Source organism: Martinezella tropici, from assembly GCF_008370325.1.
Classification (GTDB): Bacteria; Pseudomonadota; Alphaproteobacteria; order Rhizobiales; family Rhizobiaceae; genus Rhizobium; species Rhizobium tropici_B.
Genome location: NZ_VNIP01000006.1, coordinates 327,236 through 349,332, shown reverse-complemented (window position 1 = coordinate 349,332; position 22,097 = coordinate 327,236). Strand labels below are relative to the sequence as shown.

General features: G+C 61.5%; 18 protein-coding genes. 14 read left to right on the top strand and 4 right to left on the bottom strand.

Going from position 1 to position 22,097, the window contains the following annotated elements:
• Positions 1-9: 9 nt before the first annotated feature.
• The gene (locus FP026_RS10090; protein WP_149634483.1) at positions 10-2,163 is read right to left on the bottom strand and encodes an indolepyruvate ferredoxin oxidoreductase subunit alpha; all 2,154 of its coding nucleotides are present in this window, start codon (positions 2,161-2,163) and stop codon (positions 10-12) included.
• A gap of 377 nt (positions 2,164-2,540) precedes the next feature.
• On the opposite strand from FP026_RS10090, the gene FP026_RS10085 reads away from it, so the two are divergent.
• The 6 genes from FP026_RS10085 (at position 2,541) to FP026_RS10060 (ending at position 8,573) form a co-directional block, all read left to right on the top strand.
• The gene (locus FP026_RS10085) at positions 2,541-4,076 is read left to right on the top strand and encodes an ABC transporter substrate-binding protein (protein ID WP_149634482.1); all 1,536 of its coding nucleotides are present in this window, start codon (positions 2,541-2,543) and stop codon (positions 4,074-4,076) included.
• Between the two features lie 230 nt (positions 4,077-4,306).
• On the top strand, positions 4,307-5,314 hold the full coding sequence (locus FP026_RS10080) for an ABC transporter permease (RefSeq protein WP_149634481.1): 1,008 nt from the start codon (positions 4,307-4,309) through the stop codon (positions 5,312-5,314).
• Entirely contained in the window at positions 5,307-6,200 is an 894-nt protein-coding gene (locus FP026_RS10075; RefSeq protein ID WP_149634480.1) for an ABC transporter permease, read from the top strand. The genes FP026_RS10080 and FP026_RS10075 overlap by 8 nt, the downstream gene beginning before the upstream one ends.
• Positions 6,197-7,069 (top strand): ABC transporter ATP-binding protein, encoded by an 873-nt coding sequence (locus FP026_RS10070; protein WP_149634479.1) that lies wholly within the window; start codon positions 6,197-6,199, stop codon positions 7,067-7,069. Before FP026_RS10075 ends, FP026_RS10070 begins: the two co-directional genes overlap by 4 nt.
• Complete coding sequence (locus FP026_RS10065) at positions 7,066-7,920, top strand: ATP-binding cassette domain-containing protein (protein ID WP_149634478.1); 855 nt, start codon at positions 7,066-7,068, stop codon at positions 7,918-7,920. Before FP026_RS10070 ends, FP026_RS10065 begins: the two co-directional genes overlap by 4 nt.
• An 89-nt stretch (positions 7,921-8,009) precedes the next feature.
• Positions 8,010-8,573, top strand: coding sequence for a VOC family protein (locus FP026_RS10060; protein WP_149634477.1), 564 nt, complete (start codon positions 8,010-8,012; stop codon positions 8,571-8,573).
• Between the two features lie 25 nt (positions 8,574-8,598).
• Here FP026_RS10060 and FP026_RS10055 read toward each other — a convergent pair whose 3' ends face one another.
• On the bottom strand, positions 8,599-10,221 hold the full coding sequence (locus FP026_RS10055) for an AMP-binding protein (protein WP_149634476.1): 1,623 nt from the start codon (positions 10,219-10,221) through the stop codon (positions 8,599-8,601).
• A 298-nt stretch (positions 10,222-10,519) separates the two neighbouring features.
• Between FP026_RS10055 and FP026_RS10050 the strand changes: the two genes are divergently transcribed.
• The 8 genes from FP026_RS10050 to FP026_RS10015 all read left to right on the top strand — a co-directional run bounded on the left by FP026_RS10050 (position 10,520) and on the right by FP026_RS10015 (position 19,766).
• Positions 10,520-12,838, top strand: coding sequence for a bifunctional salicylyl-CoA 5-hydroxylase/oxidoreductase (locus FP026_RS10050; protein WP_149634475.1), 2,319 nt, complete (start codon positions 10,520-10,522; stop codon positions 12,836-12,838).
• Positions 12,839-12,845: 7 nt separating this feature from the next.
• Complete coding sequence (locus FP026_RS10045; protein ID WP_149634474.1) at positions 12,846-13,625, top strand: SDR family NAD(P)-dependent oxidoreductase; 780 nt, start codon at positions 12,846-12,848, stop codon at positions 13,623-13,625.
• 5 nt (positions 13,626-13,630) lie between these two features.
• Positions 13,631-14,482, top strand: coding sequence for an enoyl-CoA hydratase family protein (locus FP026_RS10040; RefSeq protein ID WP_149634473.1), 852 nt, complete (start codon positions 13,631-13,633; stop codon positions 14,480-14,482).
• A gap of 4 nt (positions 14,483-14,486) precedes the next feature.
• The gene (locus FP026_RS10035) at positions 14,487-15,665 is read left to right on the top strand and encodes an acyl-CoA dehydrogenase family protein (RefSeq protein WP_149634472.1); all 1,179 of its coding nucleotides are present in this window, start codon (positions 14,487-14,489) and stop codon (positions 15,663-15,665) included.
• Between the two features lie 117 nt (positions 15,666-15,782).
• The gene (locus FP026_RS10030; RefSeq protein ID WP_149634471.1) at positions 15,783-16,964 is read left to right on the top strand and encodes an acyl-CoA dehydrogenase; all 1,182 of its coding nucleotides are present in this window, start codon (positions 15,783-15,785) and stop codon (positions 16,962-16,964) included.
• An 8-nt stretch (positions 16,965-16,972) separates the two neighbouring features.
• On the top strand, positions 16,973-17,404 hold the full coding sequence (locus FP026_RS10025) for an acyl-CoA thioesterase (protein ID WP_149634470.1): 432 nt from the start codon (positions 16,973-16,975) through the stop codon (positions 17,402-17,404).
• Positions 17,382-17,777, top strand: coding sequence for a RidA family protein (locus FP026_RS10020; RefSeq protein WP_120664857.1), 396 nt, complete (start codon positions 17,382-17,384; stop codon positions 17,775-17,777). The genes FP026_RS10025 and FP026_RS10020 overlap by 23 nt, the downstream gene beginning before the upstream one ends.
• Positions 17,778-17,798: 21 nt before the next feature.
• The gene (locus FP026_RS10015; protein ID WP_149634469.1) at positions 17,799-19,766 is read left to right on the top strand and encodes a 3-hydroxyacyl-CoA dehydrogenase NAD-binding domain-containing protein; all 1,968 of its coding nucleotides are present in this window, start codon (positions 17,799-17,801) and stop codon (positions 19,764-19,766) included.
• Between the two features lie 20 nt (positions 19,767-19,786).
• On the opposite strand, the gene FP026_RS10010 is transcribed toward FP026_RS10015, so the two are convergent.
• Positions 19,787-20,998, bottom strand: coding sequence for an adenylate/guanylate cyclase domain-containing protein (locus FP026_RS10010; RefSeq protein WP_149634468.1), 1,212 nt, complete (start codon positions 20,996-20,998; stop codon positions 19,787-19,789).
• Between the two features lie 156 nt (positions 20,999-21,154).
• Positions 21,155-22,057, bottom strand: a complete 903-nt coding sequence (locus FP026_RS10005) for an SDR family oxidoreductase (protein WP_149634467.1) — start codon at positions 22,055-22,057, stop codon at positions 21,155-21,157.
• Positions 22,058-22,097 lie beyond the last annotated feature (40 nt).

The window sequence follows — 22,097 nt, the reverse complement described above, 5'->3', positions numbered from 1 at the left end:
ATCGCCCTCTCAATCCGAAAAGACGATGCGGCCGGCGCGGCGACGCGCTTGCAGCCAGCCGATGATGCCGGAACGCATGCGGGCGACGAAGCGATCCCAGCCCGTCGGGTTGTGAATGATGTCGGCACGATAAAAGGAGGGACAGAGCACCGCCGCTTCTGCGACCTCGCCGCAATTGCCGCAGCCGACGCAATTATTGTCGATCGCTGCCACAGGATCGTCCTTCAGCGGATCGTCGGTATGCTTGACCGAGAGCGAAGGACAACCGGAAAGGCGGATGCAGGCGTGATCGCCGGTGCAAACATCTTCGTCCACACCGAAGCGCTCCTTGACCATGCGCTTGCCGTCTTTCACCGCCTTGGCGAATTGCGGCTTCACGCGGCGCTGCTTATTGAGCATGCATTCCGAGGAGGCGACGATGATCTTCGGCCCCGGTTCCTTCGAGGTCAGCGCCTCGCGCAGTGTGTCGCGCATCTTCGCGACATCATAGGTCCGGTCGATCTGGCGTACCCAGGTGGCGCCGATGCCCTTGACCGCATTGACGATGGAATTATTGGTCTTGCGGCGCGGATTGAGGGCGCGCGAGGACGGTATGTCCTGCCCGCCGGTCGCCGCCGAATAATAGTTGTCGACGACGAGGATGACGCCATCCTGCTTGTTGAAGACGGCATTGCCGACCGAGGTGGCAAGGCCGTTGTGCCAGAAGCCGCCATCGCCCATGACCGAGATCACGCGCTTGTCGGCCGCGACATTGAAGGCCGAGGCGGCCGCCGGGCCGAGCCCGTAGCCCATGGTCGTGCTGCCGATGTTGAAGGGTGGCAGGATCGAGAAGAGGTGGCAGCCGATATCGCCTGATATGTGATGCTGGCCAAGCTCGCCCTCCACCATCTTCATGGCAGCGAAGATCGGCCGCTCGGGACAGCCGATGCAGAAGCCCGGCGGGCGCGGCGGCACGACTTCTGCGAGCGCCTTGATCTTCGGATCGTTGAGGATCGGCGTCGGATCCGGCAGCGGTGGCTGGTTGCCGAGCAGCACGCGCTGGTGGACCTCAAGGAAGTTCTTGATGCCCTTCATCAGCACCGGCGCGGTATATTCGCCACCCATCGGCAGCACGCCTTTGCCCGCCACCTTGGTCTGGATATCGCGGCGGCGCAGGATGGTGTTGAGGGACTGCTCGATATATTCTGGCGCGCCCTCCTCCACCATCAGCACCGCCTTCTTGTTGGCGCAGAATTCGGCGATCTGGTCGTCGACCAGCGGATAAGCGACGTTGAGGACATAAAGCGGCACGGCGGAATTGCCGTAGACGTCGGCAAGTCCGAGCTGCTGCAGCGCGCGCAGCACACCATTATACATGCCGCCGAGCAGGATGATGCCAACATCGCCTTCCGAGGGGCCGAAATACTCGTTGAGCTGACGCTTCCTGATGAAATCGACGGCAGCGGGCCAGCGCTTCTCCAGCTTCTCTTTCTCGTGCATGAAGGAGGCCGGCGGCAGCACGATGCGATTGACATCGCGAACCGGATTTTCGAGCGCCTGCTTCAGCGTATAGGCCGGCCGCTTATTGTCCTTGGCGACAAACTGGCCGTGCACATGACAGCTGCGGATCCCGACCTGCAGCATGACAGGGGTGTTCGATACTTCAGAGAGTTCGAACCCTTCCTCCACCGCCTGCACGATCGACGGCAAGTTCGGGCGCGGGTTGAGCAGCCACATCTGCGATTTCATCGCATAGGCATGGCTGCGTTCCTGCATGATCGAGGAACCTTCACCATAATCTTCACCAATGATGATCAGCGCGCCGCCGGTGACGCCACCCGAAGACAGGTTGGAAAGCGCGTCAGAGGCGACGTTCGTACCTGCCGTCGATTTCCAGGTGACGGCACCGCGCACCGGATACATGACAGAGGCGGAGAGCATGGCAGCGGCAGCCGCTTCCGAGGCCGACGTCTCGAAATGCACGCCCAGATCCTGCATCACGTCCTTGGCGTCGGCCAGCACGTCCATAAGATGGGAGATCGGCGAGCCTTGGTAGCCGCCGACATAGGAGACACCGGACTGCAGAAGTGCCTTGGTGATCGCGAGAATACCCTCGCCGCGGAAGATGTCACCTTCCCCGAGCTTCAGATCCTCGACCTCGCGCGCAAACGACCGCTCGGCCATGACGTTACCCCTTCGCCCTTGTGGGCTTGTTTTAAATCATTTGCAAAATCATATTTTGAACTTCCTTGAACTGTCAACGATCAATTATCGCGTTTATACGTCGCGATTTGCTATGTCGTCGGTGCAACCATATCGCGGGGCCGCTCGAAGCCATCGCCCGGAGCATAGACCTGCCATTCAGATATATGCATACGCATAAGATTTTACATGGCCTTACGAAGCCGCCGAAGGGCATGGGCGGGATTTTGCGGAAGCACCAGAGAAAGCGCTTGCCGCTCCAAAATATGTATTTTAAGATTAAAACATTCCGACAATAAATCGCCAGCTGCAGTTGGGCGTCACGCTTTTCTGCCGCCTAACAGGGGAACGGAGTGACCATGACAACGCTTACTCGGCGCGAGGCCCTGAGCCTCGGCACAGCCGCATTCATGACTGGGATTCTAGCCGGCAGAACGCCTGTGGAGGCAGCCGAAGCCGGCACGCTGACCATCGCTTTCAACGTCAACCTGCCATCCTTCGATCCGACGACCGGCCCGTCCGCGGTCAACCCGACGATCCAGGCGATCTATCGCTCTGTCTTCGATCAGTTCATCGGGCAGGGACCGGACCTCAAGTTTCAGCCGGGCCTTTTGACCGCTTGGGGCTGGAACGACGACAAGACCAAAGTCTGGATGGACGTCCGCGAGGGCGTGACCTGGCACGACGGCTCCAAGTTCACGCCGGACGACGTCGTCTGGTCGCTCGAGCGCGCCGCCAAGCAGGACACCGGCAACCCGATCCAGTTCATCTGGTCGACGGCCAACAATTATAAGGTGGAAGGCAACCGCATCACCGGCGACGTCGTCCGCTTCGAACCGACCTTCTTCAAATGGATGGCCTTCCTGACCGGCTATGTCCTGCCGAAGGACTATTATACCAAGGTAGGCGCACAAGGCTTCGAAAAGAAGCCGATCGGCACCGGCCCCTATATGGTCGATGCCTATGAAGGCAATTCCTATCTGCGCCTGAAGGCGAACCCGAACTATTTCGGTGGCAAGCCGGCCTTCGATACCGTCATCTTCAAATTCGTGCCGGATACGACGAGCCGCGTCGCCGAAATCGAATCCGGCTCTTCCGACGTGACACTGGAAATCCCCTATGAGGATTTCGACCGCCTGAAGAAGAAGTCAGGGCTATCAGGCGTCACCACCCCGATCTCCGATATCGGCATGATCTTCATCAGCAATGTCGACCCGATGCTCGACAAGAATGTCCGCCTCGCCGCCAATATGGCGATCGACAAGGAAGCGATCATCAAGCGACTGCTGCGTGGCTACGGCAAGCCTCTGTCGACGCTGGAAGCGCCAGAATACGAGGCCTACGACGCCTCCGTCAAAACCCCTTACGATCCGGAACAGGCCAAGAAGCTCCTGGCGGCCAGTGGCTATTCGCCGGAAAAGCCGGTGAAATTCACCATCAAGACGACCCGCGGCTTCAAGCCGAAGGATTACGAGATGATCCAGGCGATCGTCGGCATGTGGCGCAAGGTCGGCATTGAGGCTGAAATCGAAGTCTACGAAATCGCCAAGCACTACGAGCTGCGTGCCGCCCATCAGCTGGGGCCGGCCGCCTTCTACAACTGGGGCAACGCCATCGGCGATCCGACGACCTCGACCGGCTTTGCCATGTTCGGTCCTTCGCCGCATTCGGCCTGGAAGACCAAGGATGTCGACGACATGCTCGGGCCGCTCTGGGTGGAAAAGGACGAGGCGAAGCGCGTTGCCGGCTGGAAGGCGGCGATCAAATACATTGCCGAACAGGGCTATGTGATCCCGCTGCTGCAATATGCCCAGCCGATCGTCTACAAATCGAGCCTGAAGGTGACGCCGAACGTCTCCGGCGCCCTGCAGCCGACGCTGGTGTCGAAGGCTTGATGCGTCGGGCTTTGAGTATGTGGCTGCCCCTCACCCTGGCCCTCTCGCCGTTTTGACGGGGAGAGGGGACGACCTCTGTACCCTCGTCTGCAAAGACTCTCGGAGGGAAGGCTGCGGGTGCGTCCATCCCCTTCTCCCCGTCAAAACGGGGAGAAGGTGGCCGATAGGCCGGATGAGGGGCCTGTACTCTCCATGTTATAGTCAGCACATGCGATCGGAACTCATAACGCATGATAGCAGTCTCCATTCTCAACCGCCTCGTCATGGCCGCGATCACGCTCTTCGGCGTGGCGGTGATCGTCTTCGTCCTGTTGCGCGTCGTGCCGGGCGATCCGATCGCGATGATGATCTCGCCCGGCGCAAGCCCTGCCGACATCGCCGTACTCCGCGCCCATTACGGCCTCGATGCCAGCCTGACCACGCAATTCTGGCTCTGGCTGAAAGCGATTCTGACGGGCGATTTCGGGACATCGATCTCCCTGAAGCGCGACGTGCTGTCCCTGCTAGGAGAGCGTCTGCCGGCAACGCTGGAACTCGCCTTCGCAGCCCTCATACTTGCGGTCCTTCTCGGTGGCGCGGTCGCGATCATCGGCACTCTGGCCCGCCGCACCCTGTTCGAGCCAATCATCGACAGCCTGAACGGTCTTTTCCTTGCCGTGCCGGATTTCGTCTGGGGGCTGGCGCTGGTTCTCGTCCTCGGCGTGCTCTTTCCGCTTTTCCCGCTCTCCGGTCGCATCGACCCGAGCATCGACGCGCAATTCGCGACCCCCTTCTATCTCCTCGAAAGCCTGATAACGCTTCGCCTCGGTATCTTCGCCGATATCTGCGCGCACATGGTCATGCCGGTCCTGGCGCTCGGCTTGCCGCTGGCGGCCATCATCGCCCGCGTACTCAAAGCCGCGCTCTCCGAGGCCATGGTGCAGGACTATATTCTGCTCGCCAAATTGAAGGGCATGTCCGAGCTGCGGCTGGTACTGCAGGAGGCGCTGCGCAATGCCGTCGGCCCGACGATCGCGCTGACCGGCGTGCAATTCACCTTTCTGATCGGCGGCACCGTCATCGTCGAGCGCATCTTCGCCTATCCCGGCATCGGCAACATGGCGATCGATGCGGTCATCAATCGCGACCTGCCGCTGATCCAGGGGCTGGTGCTGGTCTTCGGCGCCCTCTTCATTCTCGTCAATCTGGCGGTGGATCTCCTGGTCGCGGCCTTCAATCCGAGGCTCGTCCATGGCTGACGTCACCTTGCCCGCCGTGCCGCGATCGCCCTCCAGAATGGCGAAACGCCTACGCGCATTGCTCGCCGAGCCAAAGGTGGTCTTCGGCGGCGGCTTTATTCTCCTCCTCATCATCCTCGCGATCTTCGCGCCCTATATCGCGCCGAAAGACCCGCTCGAGCAGGATCTGATGTCCAGCACCCTGCCGCCGGCATGGATTGACGGTTCCGACCCCGGCTTTCTGCTGGGCACGGACGATCTTGGCCGCGACGTACTCGCGCGCGCCATCTTCGGCACACGCATCGCGCTCACGGTCGCATTCGTCGCGGCCGGGCTTGCGGCCTTGATCGGTACATTGCTCGGCCTTCTCGCCGGCTGGTATGGCGGCTGGATCGACAAGGTGATCTCACGCCTCGTCGATATCTGGATGGCCTTCCCGCCGGTATTGCTGTCGATCCTGCTCGTCGCCGTCTTCGGCTCCGGCGTGCATTCGGTCATTGCCGCCATCGTCATCATCGACTGGACGCGCTTCTGTCGCGTCGTGCGCTCGGAAACGCAGGCGCAGGCGCGGATGGATTATGTGACCGCCGCCCACACGATCGGTTTTTCGCGGGCCAGAATCCTCTTCAGCGAAATCCTGCCAAACGTGACGCCGGTGCTGATCGCCCTTGTCAGCCTCGAAATGGGCATTGCCGTCATCGTCGAGGCCATCCTGTCCTTCGTCGGCCTATCGGTGGCCTCCGACACGCCGACCTGGGGCGGCATGATCGCCGAGGGGCGGCAGATGATCTATCAGGGCTGGTGGGTGCTGGTCGTGCCGCTGATCGCGCTCTTCGCAACGGTGCTTGCCTTCAATCAACTCGGCGACGGCCTGCGCCGCGCCCTCGATCCGGTGATGCGCCGATGATATCTCCGCTTCTCTCCATTGCCGGCCTCAGCGCCGTGTCCGACCGCGATGGCGGCGCGCCGATCCTGCGCGACGTTTCCCTGACGCTTGCACGCGGAGAAGTGCGCGGCCTTGTCGGCGAAAGCGGCGCCGGAAAATCCACCATCGCCAAAGCCCTGCTTGGCATCCTGCCGCGCAGCGTCCGTATCACCAACGGATCGATCCTGTTCGAAAGCCGTGATCTCCTCACTCTCTCCGCCAGGCAGCTACGCGGCATCATGGGCAGCGAGATCTCGCTGATCCCGCAGGACCCGCAGACCGCGCTCAATCCCGGCCGGCGGATAGAGGCACAATTGACCGACGGCCTGCGCTTGAAGCGAGGCATGTCGTCGGGCGGTGCCCGCCAGCGCGCGCTGAAACTGCTGGAGGAAGTGCATATCCGCGACCCTGAGCGCGTGCTGCGTGCCTATCCGCATGAATTGTCCGGCGGCATGCGCCAGCGCATCCTGATCGCCGCCGCCTTCGCCCTGGAACCGAAGCTGGTCGTCGCTGACGAGCCAACCACCGCGCTCGATGTCACCGTGCAGAAGCAGATCCTGCGGCTGATCCGCGGCCTGCAGGAGGCGCATGGCACCGCCGTCGTCTTCGTCACGCACGATCTCGGCGTCGTCGCACAGATCTGTGACAGCGTGACCCTGCTCTACGCCGGCAAGGTCATCGAAGAGGGGCGCACGAGCGACGTGCTTGCGCATCCCCACCACATCTACATGAAATCGCTTGTTGCCGCCGGCCCGCGCTACGACCGGCCGGATGCCGGACTGACGCCGGTGCCGCAAGCCGTCTTCGAGCAATTGCGCCGCGAAATCGGCATTCCGGAGGGCGGCCGATGAGCGTTTCCGATCGTCTCCTGTCAGCCAAGGGCATCGAGGTCACCTATGGCGCCAAACCGCATCTTTTCGGACCACCGGGCCATGGCATCAAAGTGCTACACGGCGTCGATATCGATATCCGTCGAGGCGAAACCATCGGCATTGTCGGCGAAAGCGGCTCGGGCAAGACGACGCTCGGCCGGGCCTTGCTCCGATTGGTTGATGTGACCGCAGGCAGCATCCGTTTCGACGGCACGGACGTCACGCGTCTGCCGGATGCCGACATGCGACCGCTGCGCCGCCGTATGCAGATGATCTTCCAAGATCCGATGGCCTCGCTCAATCCGCGCCACACGATCCGCCGCATCCTCGTCGAGCCATTGCTGCTGCATCGGCTGGCTTCAGACCGAAAAGAGGCCGAACGCCACGTCGCTGAGATCCTCGAGCGAGTGATGCTGCCGCAGGCATGCCTCGACCGCAATCCGCATGAGCTTTCCGGCGGCCAGCGCCAGCGTATCGGCATCGCACGGGCGGCCCTGCTGAAGCCGGATTTCGTGCTTGCCGACGAGATCGTCTCCGGTCTCGACGTGTCGACGCAGGCGCAGGTTCTCAATCTGCTGAAGGAGCTTTCCCGCGACCTCGGCCTGTCCATGGCCTTCATCAGCCACGACCTCTCGGTCATCCGCGCCGTTTGCGACCGCGTCTATGTCATGCGCCACGGCCGCGTCGAGGAGGAAGGCGACTGCGAGCGCGTCTTCACAGCTCCCGCCTCCGCCTATACCCGCATGCTGCTCGATGCCATTCCCTTACCGGAAATCGACCCGTATTGGCTCGGCCGCGAGAGCCCGATTGAAGAAGCGTCCAATGCCTGAATAGCCGCCCGAAGGGCGCAAAGCTGGCACTTGAGCTGCAGGTAACCAGTTAGAGTGCAACATCATCGGCATAGAAAAAGGGAGTCACTATGAAATACCCAGCGTCAGCAGCGACAAAAGCCGCGGGGCTGCCCGGACTTCGTGGTCACGACCATACGGGACTCACGGTGCCGGATATGAAGCAGGCGGTCGATTTCTTCGAGAATGTGCTCGGCTGCGAGGTCATCATGTCATTCGGGCCGTTTGCCGACGACAAGGGCACATTCATGACCGATCTGCTCGGCGTCGATCCCAAGGCTGAAATAAAACAGATAACTCAGGTGCGGTGCGGTTTCGGATCGAACATCGAACTGTTCGAATATTCAGCGCCCGATCAGCGGGACCTCAAGCAGAAGAACAGCGATATAGGTGCGTTTCATATCTCGCTTTACGTCGACGATATTGATGCGGCGAAGGCTTATCTGGACAGCAGGAACATTGAAACGCGGCTGGGGCCGCTCTCAATCAACGATGGCCCGGCAGCCGGCCAATCGATCCTTTACTTCCAGGCGCCATGGGGCTTGCAATTTGAGGCAATCAGCTACCCCAAGGGCATGGCTTATGAAAAAGATTCTGAAACCGTGCTTTGGAGTCCGAAAGATCCAGGCAAATGAGGCGGATTTGGATAATGCCGCCTAATCAAGCCGGCGGCTGCTTCAGCCGGAAGCGCTGTATCTTGCCCGATTCCGTCTTCGGCAGGGCTTCAACGAAGACGATGGAGCGCGGGTATTTGTAAGGCGCGATGACGGCCTTCACGTGGTCCTGCAGCGCCTTGACCAGCAGATCCGATCCGGTGACGCCGGGTGCCAGCACCACATGCGCCTGCACGATATGGCCCCGCTCCTCGTCCGGCATGCCTATAACGGCGCATTCACGCACGTCGGCATGCGAAAGAAGTGCCGCCTCCACTTCCGGCCCGGCAATATTGTAACCAGCGGAAAGAATGATGTCGTCCGAACGCGCGGCGAAGTGGAAATAGCCGTCATCGTCCTCAATGAAGCTGTCGCCCGTCACATTCCAGCCATCCCGCACATAGTCGGCTTGCCTGCGGTCGGCAAGATAGCGGCAGCCGATCGGCCCGCGAACGATGAGCTTGCCGATCGTGCCGCGGGGGACCTCGTTCATCTCGTCATCGACGACGCGGGCCTCGTAGCCCGTCAGCGGCTTGCCCGTGCAGTTCGGTTTGGCGTCGGATAGTCGGTTGGAGATGAAGATATGCAGCATCTCGGTCGAGCCGATGCCGTCGAGGATCGGCTTGCCGGTCTTGCGCGTCCACTCCTCGAAGATCGGTCCCGGCAGCGTCTCGCCGGCGGAAACCGCAATCCGCAGCGAGGAAAGATCCGCCCCCTCCTCCATCGCCGCCAGCATGGCGCGATAGGCCGTCGGCGCGGTGAAGCTGATGGTCGCACCATATTCCTGGATGATCTCGACCATGTTCTTCGGCGAGGCGTTTTCCAGCAGCGCCGTCGATGCGCCGAAGCGCAAAGGGAAGACAACGAGACCGCCGAGCCCGAAGGTGAAAGCGATCGGCGGCGAGCCGATGAAGACGTCATCGGGCGTCACCTGCAGGACTTCCTTGGCATAGGCGTCGGCGATGATCAGAATATCCCGATGGAAATGCATTGTCGCCTTCGGCACACCCGTCGATCCCGAGGTGAAACCGAGCAGCGCCACATCGTCGCGTCCGGTTTTGATCGGTTCGAAGCGAACGGGCTTATTGAGCGCGATGCGGTCGAGTTCGGCATCGTGATTGGCGGTGCCGTCGAAGCCGACGACCTGCTTCAGGAACCGACTGTCCTTGGCGGCAGTGACGAGTTCCTCCAGCAGCCTTGTGTCGCAGAGCGCACACGAGATTTCCGCCTTATCGATGATCTTTGACAGTTCGCCCGCCCGCAGCATCGGCATGGTGTTGACGGCGACGGCGCCGACCTTCGTCACCGCCAGCCAGCAGGCGATCATGGCCGGGTTGTTTCCGGAGCGGATGAGAACGCGATTGCCTGGTTTCACGCCGAAATTCTCGACGAGAGCGTGCGCGATGCGGTTGGTCCAGTCCGCCAGTTCCTTGTAGGTACGGCGGCGGCCGTTGCCGATCAGGGCGATATTGTCGCCGAAGCCCTTCTCGACCATACGGTCGCTGAGCTCGAAACCGGCATTCAGCCATTCCGGATAGTGGAAACCCTCCATCCGCAGCTCGGGCCACTCCTCGAAAGGCGGCAGATTATCTCGCGTGAATGTATCGGTATGGCCGGTCGGTCCCAGCATCGCCTCGCTCCCGCATTTTTCTCCATCAAAGCCACCCCACCGCTTTCCCCTGCGGCACACGTAGCGCTGTCAAAAAGGATTGCACCGAAGCCTGCAATGTTCAAGCAAGAAATTTTAAGCCTAAACTATTTTTGACTTCCGATTGATTCAAAAAGGCTATTTTCAATTTTCCTGGTATTATGGGTGCCTACAGACCGTATATCGGAGCAGGAAAAGCCTTGACGAACGGCGGCGACAAGATATTTTAAACTTAAATGATTTTGAGACCGGCTCCGGCCGGGACGAGGAGGGAAAAGCGATGCGCATCGTCTGTATCGGCGGCGGCCCCGCAGGGCTCTACTTCGCGCTTCTGATGAAGAAGCTCCATCCCGAACATTCGATCCGCGTCGTCGAGCGCAACCGTCCCTATGATACCTTCGGCTGGGGCGTCGTCTTCTCCGACGCGACCATGGTTTCAATGCGCGAATGGGATCCTGAAAGTGCCGCCGAAATCGAAGACGCCTTCAACCATTGGGACGATATCGAGGTCCTGTTCAAGGGCACGCGCCAGCGCACCTCGGGCCACGGCTTCGTCGGCATCGGCCGCAAGAAGCTTTTGAACATCCTTCAGAAGCGCTGCGAGGCGCTCGATGTCGAGTTGGTCTTCGAGACTGACGTCAATTCCGATCTCGATTATCCTGATGCCGATCTGGTCATCGGCTCGGACGGCCTCAATTCCAGGATTCGCAATCATTATCCGGAAGTCTTCCAGCCGGATATGATCACCCGGCCGAACCGCTATATCTGGCTCGGCACCAACAAACTCTTCGATGCCTTCACCTTCGATTTCCGCCGCACCGACCACGGCTGGTTCCAGGCGCATATCTACAAGTTCGACGATAAGACCTCGACCTTCATCGTCGAAACGACGGAAGAAGCCTACCTGGCCCGTGGCCTCGACAAGATGGACCAGGACGGCTCCATCGCCTTCTGCGAAAACCTGTTTTCCGAAGTGCTCGAAGGCGCTTCGCTGATGACCAACGCCCGCCACATCCGAGGCTCGGCCTGGCTGAACTTCAACCGCCTGATCTGCGGCAAGTGGAGCCATTTCAACGGCAACTCCCATGTGGTGCTGATGGGCGATGCCGCTCACACCGCGCATTTCGCCATCGGCTCCGGCACCAAGCTCGCCATCGACGATGCGATCGAGCTGACCCGGCAGTTCCAGATACACGGGCATGAGAAGGAAAAGATTCCAGCGGTCCTTGAGACCTACGAGGACATCCGCCGCGTCGACGTTGCCCGCATTCAGAATGCCGCCCGCAATGCGATGGAATGGTTCGAAGTCGTCGGCCACCGCTACGCCGATACACTGGAGCCACCACAATTCATGTACTCGATGCTGACCCGCTCGCAGCGTATCAGCCACGAGAATCTGCGTCTGCGCGACAAGACGTGGCTTGAAGGCTACGAGCGCTGGTTCGCCGAGAAATCCGGCCTTGCCGTCGGCAATGATCGCTGCCTGCCGCCGATGTTCACGCCCTATCGCCTGCGCGATGTCCAGCTCGTCAACCGCATCGTCATGTCGCCGATGGCCATGTACTCGGCCAAAGACGGCGTGATGAACGATTTCCACATCGTCCATCTCGGCTCGCGCGCGCTTGGCGGTGCCGGCCTGATCTTCGCGGAAATGACCTGCATCACACCGGACGCGCGCATCACCCCCGGTTGCCTCGGCCTCTGGAACGAGGAACAGGCTGCGCAGTGGAAGCGGCTCGTCGATTTCGTTCATATGAACAGCGCCGCCAAGGTCGGCATCCAGCTCGGCCATGCCGGCCGCAAGGGTGCGACGATGCTCGCCTGGGAAGGCATCGACCAGCCGCTCCCCGAAGGCGAGTGGCCGCTGATCTCGGCATCATCAGTTCCCTACCTCAAGAACAGCCAGGTGCCGAAGGCCATGGATCGCGCCGATATGGACCGCGTCAAGGCCGACTTCATCCGCTCGACGGAACTCGCGGTTGAGACCGGCGCCGACTGGCTGGAACTGCATTGCGCCCACGGCTATCTGTTGTCGAGCTTCCTGTCGCCGCTGACCAATCTGCGCGACGACGAGTATGGTGGCAGCCATGAAAACCGCGCCCGCTACCCCCTCGAAATCTTCCATGCGATACGCGCCATCTGGCCGGCAGACAAGCCGATCTCGGTTCGCCTCTCCTGCCATGATTGGACTGACGGCGGCAACACGCCGGAAGATGCGGCGATCTTCGCCCGCATGTTCAAGGAAGCCGGTGCCGACCTGATCGACTGCTCCTCTGGCCAGGTCTCGAAACAGGAAAAGCCCGTCTACGGCCGTCTGTTCCAGACGCCTTTCTCCGACAAGATCCGCAACGAGATCGGCATCCCGACGATCGCCGTCGGTGCGATCTCGGAAGCCGACCACGCCAATTCGATCATCGCTGCCGGTCGTGCCGATCTCTGCGCCATCGCCCGCCCGCATCTGGCCGACCCGGCCTGGGCGCTACATGAGGCCGCCAAGATCGGCCTGACTTCCATTCCCTGGCCGAAGCAATATCTTTCCGGCAAGACGCAGTATGAAACCAACCTCGCCCGCGCGGCGTCAGCAGCACCGGCGAAATGAGGATGAAATGACGACTTCGGGCAAACTCGCCGGCCGTCACGCCCTTATCACCGGGGCCGGCAGCGGCATTGGCGCCGCAATCGCCAAGGCGCTCGCTGCCGAGGGTGCACATGTCAGCCTCGCCGGTCGCCGCAGGGAGCCGCTGGAAGCGGTTGCCGCCGAAATTGGTGCGCATGCTTTCGTGGTCGATGGCTTCGATGTCACCAGCACCGAAATGGTTGCGCGAGGTCTCGCCAAGGCACGCGAAAACTTCGGCCCGGTCGATATCCTCATCAACAATGCGGGAGAAGCGCCGAGCGCACCCTTTGAGAAGACGAGCCTGGAAGCCTGGAACCACGTCCTGTCGGTCGACCTGACTGGTGTTTTCGTGGTGACACAGGCAGCCCTTACCGACCTGAAAGCCCGTGGCCCCGGCGCACGCATTATCAATATTGCCTCGACGGCCGGCTTGAAGGGATACGCTTACGTCTCGGCTTACGTGGCCGCCAAGCACGGCGTCGTCGGCCTCACCCGCTCGCTGGCGCTGGAACTGGTAAAAACCGGCATCACCGTCAATGCCGTCTGCCCTGGCTTTACCGATACGCCGATCATCCAGCGGTCGATCGAGACGATCGTCGCCAAGACCGGGCGCACCGCCGAGCAGGCGCTTGCCGAGTTCACGAAATCCAATCCACAGGGACGACTCGTCAAGCCGGAAGAGATCGCCGAGACCGTGCTGTGGCTGGCCTCGCCGGCCGCGGCATCGATCAATGGACAGGCAATCGCGGTTGCCGGTGGGGAGATTTGAACGCGATGAGCGACCTAGATATGACGATGAAGGGGCATCTGAAGCCCTTCAAGGATTTGAAGCCGCAGCATTTCCTCTGGGATGTCAGCGAAGACGGCCGTGTCGCCACCATTCGCCTCAACCGCCCGGAACGTAAGAATCCGCTGACCTTCGACAGCTATGCCGAGCTGCGCGATCTCTTCCGCGATCTCGTCTATGCATCCGATATCCGCGCCATCGTGCTGGCGGGTGCCGGCGGCAATTTCTCCTCCGGTGGCGACGTCTTCGAGATCATCGAGCCGCTGACGCGCATGGCAATGCCCGGGCTTCTGGCCTTCACGCGCATGACCGGCGATCTCGTCAAGGCGATGCGCAAATGCCCGCAGCCGATCATCTCGGCGGTGGACGGCATCTGCGCTGGCGCCGGCGCCATCCTCGCCATGGCCTCTGATCTGAGGCTCGCGACCCCGGAAGCCAAGACGGCCTTCCTCTTTACCCGCGTCGGCCTTGCCGGCGCGGACATGGGCGCTTGCGGCATCCTGCCCCGCATCATCGGCCAGGGCCGTGCCGCCGAGCTTCTCTTTACCGGCCGCTCGATGACGGCGGCGGAAGGACAGGCCTGGGGCTTCTATAATAGCCTGCACGCCGGCATCGACCTCGAAAGCGAAGCGGTCAAGCTCGCCCGCTCGCTCGCCGACGGTCCCTGGTTCGCCCACGGCATGACCAAGACCATGCTGAACCAGGAATGGGCGATGGGCATCGACGAAATGATCGAATCCGAGGCGCAGGCCCAGGCGATCTGCATGACGACGCAGGATTTCCGCCGCGCCTTCGAGGCCTTCGCGGCCAAGCGCCGGCCGGAATTCCAGGGGGATTGAGGTGATGTCCACGGCAAGCAGCCTCGCCGGCCCGACTCGCGATCATCTGGATTGGCCATTCTTCGAGGAGCGCCATCACCGTTTCGCCGCTGAGGTCGATGCCTTCGCAAAGTCCGGCGTCATGGCTTCGATCGATCATGCCGATGTCGATGGCGCATGCCGGAAGCTGGTCAAGGCACTGGGCGAGGCCGGGCTTCTGACCGCCGCGACAGGCTCCTCCGACAGCGAACCGCTGATCGATTCCCGCATGGTCTGCCTCGCTCGCGAAACGCTGGCCTGGCACGACGGCCTTACCGATTTCGCATTTGCCATGCAGGGCCTCGGCACCGGCGCTATCGGCCTCTCCGGTTCGCCGGAATTGCGCACGGCCGTCCTACCCAAAGTGCGCTCCGGTGACTGGCTTGCCGCCTTCGCGCTATCGGAGAAGGATGCCGGCTCCGATGTGGCCGCGATGAGCTGTGCTGCACGCGTGGATGGCGATCACTACATCCTCGATGGCGAAAAGACCTGGATTTCCAATGGCGGCATCGCCGATGTTTACACGGTCTTTGCCCGCACCGGCGAAGCACCGGGAACGCGAGGGATTTCCGCCTTCGTCGTCTTTGCCGATGATCCCGGTTTCTCGATTGCCGAACGCATCGAGGTGATCGCGCCGCATCCGCTGGCGACGATCCGTTTCGACAATTGCCGCATTCCCGCGTCGCGCCGCCTCGGCGCGCCGGGCGAAGGCTTCAAGATCGCCATGCGCGCGCTCGATATCTTTCGTGCCTCAGTCGCTGCTGCCGGCCTCGGCTTTGCCCGGCGCGCACTGGATGAATCGCTTGCCCACGCGCGAACACGGCCCATGTTCGGCGGTGCCCTCGCCGACCTTCAGTTGACGCAGGCCGCCCTCGGCGATATGGCGACCGGCATCGACGCGGCGGCATTGCTCACCTATCGGGCGGCATGGCGTCGCGACGTGCAGCGCCTGCCGACGACGCGCGAGGCGGCCATGGCCAAGATGACGGCGACGGAAACCGCGCAAAGCGTCATCGATCGTGCCGTCCAGCTCTTTGGCGGGCGCGGCGTGAAATCGGGCGAGATAACGGAAAAACTCTATCGGGAGATCCGCGCGCTTCGCATCTATGAAGGTGCGACCGAAGTTCAGAAACTCATCGTCGCGCGCGAACTTTTGAAGACCTAGAGAGCAATTCCAGGAAAAGTGTGAAACGGTTTTCCGTCCGGAATTGCGTAAAACAAACAAATTGAGCGGTTCAGTACTGACTTGAAATACTGAAACGCTCTAATGGGAGATACCAGCATGAGCCGCGAGATTTTCGACTGGGCCGACCCGTTTCGGCTGACGGAGCAGCTGAGCGACGACGAACGCATGGTGCTTGATACCGCACATTCCTACGCGCAGGAAAAACTCGCGCCTCGCGTTCTCGAAGCCTTCCGCCACGAAAAGACCGATCCGGCGATCTTCCGCGAAATGGGTGAGCTCGGCCTGCTCGGCCCGACGATCTCCCCGGAATATGGCGGAGCCGGCCTCAGCTATGTCGCCTACGGCTTGATTGCCCGTGAAGTCGAGCGCGTCGACAGCGGCTACCGTTCGATGATGAGCGTTCAGTCCTCTCTCGTCATGGTGCCGATCGAGACCTTCGGCTCGGAGGCGCAGAAGCAGAAATATCTGCCGAAGCTTGCGACGGGCGAATGGATCGGCTGCTTCGGCCTCACCGAGCCGAACCACGGCTCCGATCCCGGCTCGATGGTCACGCGGGCAAAGAAAGTCGATGGCGGCTACAGCCTGACCGGAGCCAAGACGTGGATTTCGAACGCGCCGATCGCCGATGTCTTCGTCGTCTGGGCGAAGACCGAGGACGGCCTCATCCGCGGCTTCATTCTCGAAAAGGGCTGGAAAGGCCTGTCGGCACCCGCCATCCACGGCAAGGTGGGCTTGCGCGCTTCTATCACTGGCGAAGTCGTGATGGACAATGTCTTCGTACCCGAGGAAAACCTGATGCCGAATGTATCCGGCCTCAAGGGTCCTTTCACCTGCCTCAACTCCGCACGCTTCGGCATTGCCTGGGGTGCGCTCGGTGCCGCCGAGGATTGCTACGCCAAGGCACGCCAATACGTGCTCGACCGCAAGCAGTTCGGCCGCCCTCTTGCTGCCAACCAGCTGATCCAGAAGAAGCTTGCCGACATGGTGACCGAAATCACGCTCGGCCTTCAGGGCTGCCTGCGCCTCGGCCGTATGAAGGAAGAAGGCCATCCGCCGGTGGAACTCACCTCCATCCTGAAGCGCAACAGCTGCGGCAAGGCGCTCGATATCGCCCGCACGGCCCGCGACATGCTCGGCGGCAACGGCATCTCGGACGAATTCGGCATTGCGCGCCATCTCGTCAACCTCGAAGTGGTCAACACCTATGAGGGCACGCACGACATCCACGCCCTCATCCTCGGCCGCGCCATCACCGGCATCGCCGCATTTTCGAACTGAGGCCCGCCTTGGCATTCAAGACCACCAGACCCCTGCGCTTCGGAGATTGCGATCCCTCGGGGATTGCCTATTTCCCTTCGTACCTGAACATCCTCGTCGGGGTGCTGGAAGACTATTTCGCCTCGATCGGTTTTTCCTGGCGAAAACTGATCGACGACCGCCGCATCGGTGTCCCCACTGTGCAACTCGACCTGAGCTTCGTAAAGCCGGGCCTGCAGGGCGACGACCTCGAATTCGTTCTGGCGGTGCGCGGCATCGGCCGTTCCTCGCTCGACCTGCAACATCAGGTCTCGGCGAACGGCCATGTGCTGTGGACAGCCAGGCATCGCGTCGTCGCCACTTCGCTCGATACGCATAAATCCATTGAATGGCCGGAGGATATCCGCGCCGCACTGACCTCTCATCTGGAGATGACCGATGCACACCATCCTGCAACCTGAAGGCTGGGCCAAGCCGATCGGCTATGCCAATGGCATGGCGGCGACGGGCCGCATGGTGTTCGTCGGCGGCCAGGTCGGCTGGAATGCCGCCTGCCAATTCGAAAGCGACGACTTTGTCGAGCAGGTGCGCCAAACATTGAAGAATGTCGTCGCCATCCTTGCCGAAGGCGGCGCCGAACCGAAGCACATCACCTCGATGACCTGGTATTTCACCGACAAGCAGGAATATCTCGGCAATCTGAAGGGTCTCGGCCAGGCCTATCGTGAGATCATCGGCCGGCACTTCCCGGCCATGGCCGCCGTGCAGGTCGTCGCCCTGGTCGAGGATCGCGCCAAGATCGAGATCCAGGCGACCGCCGTCATCCCGGAATAACATCGGAAGGCTGATAAGATCATGTCGGCATTGCGCTTTTCGGACACCATCTCGGCGGCATTGGCCGACGGGGTCCTCGTCGTCACCATAGACAACGCCCCTGTCAACGCGCTTTCCGCCGATGTGAGGGGCGGCCTGATGGCCACGCTCGAGCACGCCGAGAAAGATGGCGCAGTCGCCGGCGTGGTGCTGACCGGAGCGGGTAATAGTTTCATCGGCGGCGCCGATATCAAGGAATTCGGCAAGCCGCCGGTCGAGCCGTTTTTGCCTGATGTCATCTCCCGCATCGAAGCCTTTCCGAAACCCGTTGTCGCCGCGATCAATGGTGTGGCGCTCGGCGGCGGCCTGGAAGTAGCGCTTGCCTGTCATCGCCGCCTCGCCACGCCAGGCGCCAAGCTCGGCCTGCCGGAAGTCAAACTCGGCATCGTGCCCGGCGCCGGCGGCACGCAGCGCCTGCCGCGCCTGATCGGCATCGCCGCCGCTATCGATATGATCGCCAATGGCCGCGTCGTGCCCGGCGCCGAAGCGCTCAAGCTCGGTATTGTTGACAGGGTGTCCAGCGATACTCTGCTCGCGGATGCCATCGCGGATATCAAGACAATCAACGCCTCCAGCTTGTGCCGCACCGGCCTTCTGCTTGTTCCTTCAGCAACGACCGAAGCTATCGATAGAGCCGCAGCGGACGCTTTACGCAAGGCCCGCGGCCAGCGTGCACCCGCCGAAGCTGTCCGCCTCGTGCGGCTGGCGGCTACCGCCCCCCTTTCGGAAGGGCTCGCAGAAGAACGCCGCACCTTCATCGAACTCCGTGACAGCGACGAAGCAGCCGCCCTACGCCACGTCTTCTTCGCCGAGCGAGCCGCCGGCAAGGTCGAGGGGCTGGAGACCGTCGCTCCGCGCAGGATCGAAACCATCGGTATCGTCGGCACCGGCTTGATGGGCTCCGGCATCGCGGTCTCGGCACTCAATGGTGGCTATCGCGTCATCGGCGTCGAGCAGACTATCGAAGCGGCCGACAAGGGACGCGAGCGCATCACCGGCCTGCTCGATAAGGCAGTGCAATCTGGCCGGCTCGATGCGGCTGGCCGTGAGGATCGCCTCGGCCGGCTGACCGTCACCGCCGACATGCCGCAGCTGGCGCAGGCCGATATCGTCATCGAAGCTGTCTTCGACGATCTCACCGTCAAGACCGAGCTGTTCCAACGTCTCGATACGATCGTTCGCGCCGATGCAATCCTTGCCACCAATACGAGTTATCTCGATCCCGACTTAATTGCCGCCGCAACACAACGGCCGGCGCGGGTCGTCGGGCTGCATTTCTTCTCGCCGGCGCACATCATGCGTCTGCTGGAAGTGGTGAACTGCAAGGAGACGGCGCCCGACGTCCTGGCGACAGCCCTCGCTCTCGCAAAGCGGCTCGGCAAGCTGCCGATCGTCTCCGGCGTCACCGAAGGCTTCATCGGCAACAGCATCTTTTCAGCCTATCGCCGCGAGGCGGAATACATGGTCGAGGATGGCGCGTTACCGCAGGAGATCGATGCAGCCCTGGAGGCCTATGGTTTTCCGATGGGACCTTTTGCCGTCTTCGACATGGCGGGGCTGGAAATCGCCTGGGCGCGCCGCAAGCGGCAGGCCGCAACGCGCAATCCCTCGGAACGCTATGTCGCCATCCCCGACTGGCTCTGCGAAGCCGGCCGCTTCGGCCAGAAGACCGGCCGCGGCTGGTATGCCTATCCCGACGGTAAACGGACCGTTGATCCCGAAGTAACAGCCATGATCGAAGCCGCACGCACCGAAAAAGGTATCGTGCCTAAACGCTTCACCGCGGATGAGATTGTCAGCCGCCTGCTGAAAGCCATGGTCGATGAGGGCGACGCCCTGCTTTCGCAAGGCATCGCCGCGCGCGCCAGCGATATCGATCTTGTGATGATCAACGGCTATGGCTTCCCCGCAAGCAAGGGCGGCCCTATGTTTGCAGCAGGTCGCCGCTGAAAGTGGTCACCGCAGACGGGTCAGGCCGCCGAAGAGAGCAACGTGAACAGTTCCTGCGGTCGATTGACGCCACGCAGCGCATAGCGGCCGACGGAAACGAGATCGTTGCTCTGCTGGCCCGACAGCGCCTCGACGAAATTCGATGACATCAGGATGTTGCGGTCGGCCGAACGGCACATCGAGGCGATGCGGCTGACCTCGTTGACCGCCGGCCCGATGACCGTGAAGTCCAGCCGGTCCATGCTGCCGATATTGCCATAGAAGACATCGCCGATATGCAGGCCGAGATAGACCTCGGTCACGGGCCTACCTTCGATCTGTCGCTGTGAATTGAGATCGCGCAGCCGCTGGCGCAGAAGCGATTCCGCCATCAGGGCGGCAGCGCAGGCATCGGCGGAATTGCGAGCCTTGAAGATCGCCAGCGTGCCGTCGCCGATGAGCTTCAGCACGTTGCCGCCCGCCTCGTGGATCGAAGAGATGACCGCATCGGCATAGGCATTCAGCATCGGGATGATTTCATCCGGCTCGGCGGTATCCGAGATGCGCGTGTAGTTGGCAAGATCGGAAAACCAGAGCGCCGCCGATATCCGTTCCGTCTTACCGCGGGTAATCTTGCCCTCAAGCACATGCCGCGCGGCATCCTCGCCGAGATAGACCTCGGCGATAGTGCGGGCGATGCGGCTCATGCCGGTGCACTTGATCGCCAAAGCCAGAGCCGGCGTCAGCTTGCGCAGCACGCGCAAGTCTTCCTCGGGAAAACCCACTTCGGCTGCCGTGGCGAAGTTGGAGTAGAAGCAATCCATCTCGCCGATCGTGCCGCCCTCTTCAAAGCGGTGCACCATGGCGATGTAGTCGGTGTGACCATCGGTCAGCAACGTGTCGAGCCCGTAGAAATCGGTAGGCTCGCCAAAACCGATGCGCCGGCGCACTTCGTCACTACCTGTCGTCAACATGTGATAGAAGGCGGAACGTTGCCAATTTTCGGAGGCAATACCCTGATGCGTCGGGCCATACTCGAACTCGCGCTCAATCACCTGATTGCCGTCCCAGCGGAAGGCGCGGCCTTCATAGACCGGATGCAACGTGTCCATAAGCGCCATGGCCCGATCGAGCATGAGGCCATGTTTACGGCACTGCTCGCAGAAACCCGTCAGGATGTCGGTTTCTGCCATGCCCTTGAGGCCGGCCTGCATGAGCCAGCTGGCAATTTCGCCAATGTCCTTCGCGTCCATGGATATCTCCCGACCCTCTGAAGGATTCGCTTTAGTACGAAATTCTAAGGCTTGGAATGCCGTACTGCACAAAATAGTTTCGACACACGTAAGTCATCGCCGCTCCTGTGGCACAGAAGCGGCGATTTGACACGCTGGAAGGATGGCGACGAAGTCTCAGCCCCGGATTTGAGGCTTCAACAGATCCTCCAGACCGATGCGCCGAAAGAGTTCCGCACGCACCCGATCGGCAACACCATTGACGATTTCCGCACCATCTTCTGATGGATCTATGTGGGTACGGAAAGGCCGTGTGCCAAACGGCATATCGACGATATCGACAATCGCGGTCGCAACCGAGGCGGCATCGGCGTCCGCCGGCTCCAATGAGGCAAGCCCCTTCAGTGCCTGATCGGGAACGCCGGCATAAGGTCCGTTGTCATATTCGGCAGCGCGAACCTTGTCGGCCGGAGAACCGGAATGAGCGAAGTGGTTCGTCCCCTTCGTAAAGGCCCCGGGTACGATAATGGCGGTCTCGATGCCCCAGCGCGTCAGCTCGGAAGCATAGGAAACGGCAAGCGAATCCATGGCCGCCTTTGCCGCGAAATAAGGCGAGAGGTACGGCGGCGTGCCGCCGCGCGTGCTCGACGAGGAGACCCAGACGACCAGCCCCTTTCCTTGCCTGCGCATGTAAGGCAGCACGGCACGATTGACGCGCTGGGTGCTGAGCACGTTGATATCGTACAACTGAGCGAACTGCTCAGGCGTAAAGGCTTCGGCCGGGCCGAAGGACATGTGGCCGGCATTGTGGATGATGGTGTCGATGCGGCCCTGCTCGGCGATGACGGCGGCAGTGCCGGCTTCGACAGAGGCGTCCGATGCGACATCGAGCTCGACGGTGCTGAGATCGACGCCATTTTCCGCGGCGAATGCCGCCGCTGCCGCGACCTGCGTGGCATTGCGCCCTTGGGTTTCGCGAATGCCGGCATAGACCGTATGGCCTGCCTTAGCGAGAGCGCGTGCCGTCAGAGCGCCGAAGCCGCTCGATGCGCCAGTGATTACGATGACTTGCTTGCTCATGATCCTGTTCCTTTGCGGGATTGGCTGCTGTTGACGATTG

Bases quoted from the DNA above. Each gene is read 5' to 3' on its own strand.
- FP026_RS10090 (WP_149634483.1), bottom strand. From the start codon at position 2,163: ATGGCCGAGCGGTCGTTTGCGCGCGAGGTCGAGGATCTGAAGCTCGGG.
- FP026_RS10015 (WP_149634469.1), top strand. From the start codon at position 17,799: ATGTCGGCATTGCGCTTTTCGGACACCATCTCGGCGGCATTGGCCGAC.
- FP026_RS10085 (WP_149634482.1), top strand. From the start codon at position 2,541: ATGACAACGCTTACTCGGCGCGAGGCCCTGAGCCTCGGCACAGCCGCA.
- FP026_RS10045 (WP_149634474.1), top strand. From the start codon at position 12,846: ATGACGACTTCGGGCAAACTCGCCGGCCGTCACGCCCTTATCACCGGG.
- FP026_RS10020 (WP_120664857.1), top strand. From the start codon at position 17,382: ATGCACACCATCCTGCAACCTGAAGGCTGGGCCAAGCCGATCGGCTAT.
- FP026_RS10055 (WP_149634476.1), bottom strand. From the start codon at position 10,221: ATGCTGGGACCGACCGGCCATACCGATACATTCACGCGAGATAATCTG.
- FP026_RS10035 (WP_149634472.1), top strand. From the start codon at position 14,487: ATGTCCACGGCAAGCAGCCTCGCCGGCCCGACTCGCGATCATCTGGAT.
- FP026_RS10080 (WP_149634481.1), top strand. From the start codon at position 4,307: ATGATAGCAGTCTCCATTCTCAACCGCCTCGTCATGGCCGCGATCACG.
- FP026_RS10070 (WP_149634479.1), top strand. From the start codon at position 6,197: ATGATATCTCCGCTTCTCTCCATTGCCGGCCTCAGCGCCGTGTCCGAC.
- FP026_RS10030 (WP_149634471.1), top strand. From the start codon at position 15,783: ATGAGCCGCGAGATTTTCGACTGGGCCGACCCGTTTCGGCTGACGGAG.
- FP026_RS10005 (WP_149634467.1), bottom strand. From the start codon at position 22,057: ATGAGCAAGCAAGTCATCGTAATCACTGGCGCATCGAGCGGCTTCGGC.
- FP026_RS10060 (WP_149634477.1), top strand. From the start codon at position 8,010: ATGAAATACCCAGCGTCAGCAGCGACAAAAGCCGCGGGGCTGCCCGGA.
- FP026_RS10040 (WP_149634473.1), top strand. From the start codon at position 13,631: ATGAGCGACCTAGATATGACGATGAAGGGGCATCTGAAGCCCTTCAAG.
- FP026_RS10075 (WP_149634480.1), top strand. From the start codon at position 5,307: ATGGCTGACGTCACCTTGCCCGCCGTGCCGCGATCGCCCTCCAGAATG.
- FP026_RS10050 (WP_149634475.1), top strand. From the start codon at position 10,520: ATGCGCATCGTCTGTATCGGCGGCGGCCCCGCAGGGCTCTACTTCGCG.
- FP026_RS10065 (WP_149634478.1), top strand. From the start codon at position 7,066: ATGAGCGTTTCCGATCGTCTCCTGTCAGCCAAGGGCATCGAGGTCACC.
- FP026_RS10010 (WP_149634468.1), bottom strand. From the start codon at position 20,998: ATGGACGCGAAGGACATTGGCGAAATTGCCAGCTGGCTCATGCAGGCC.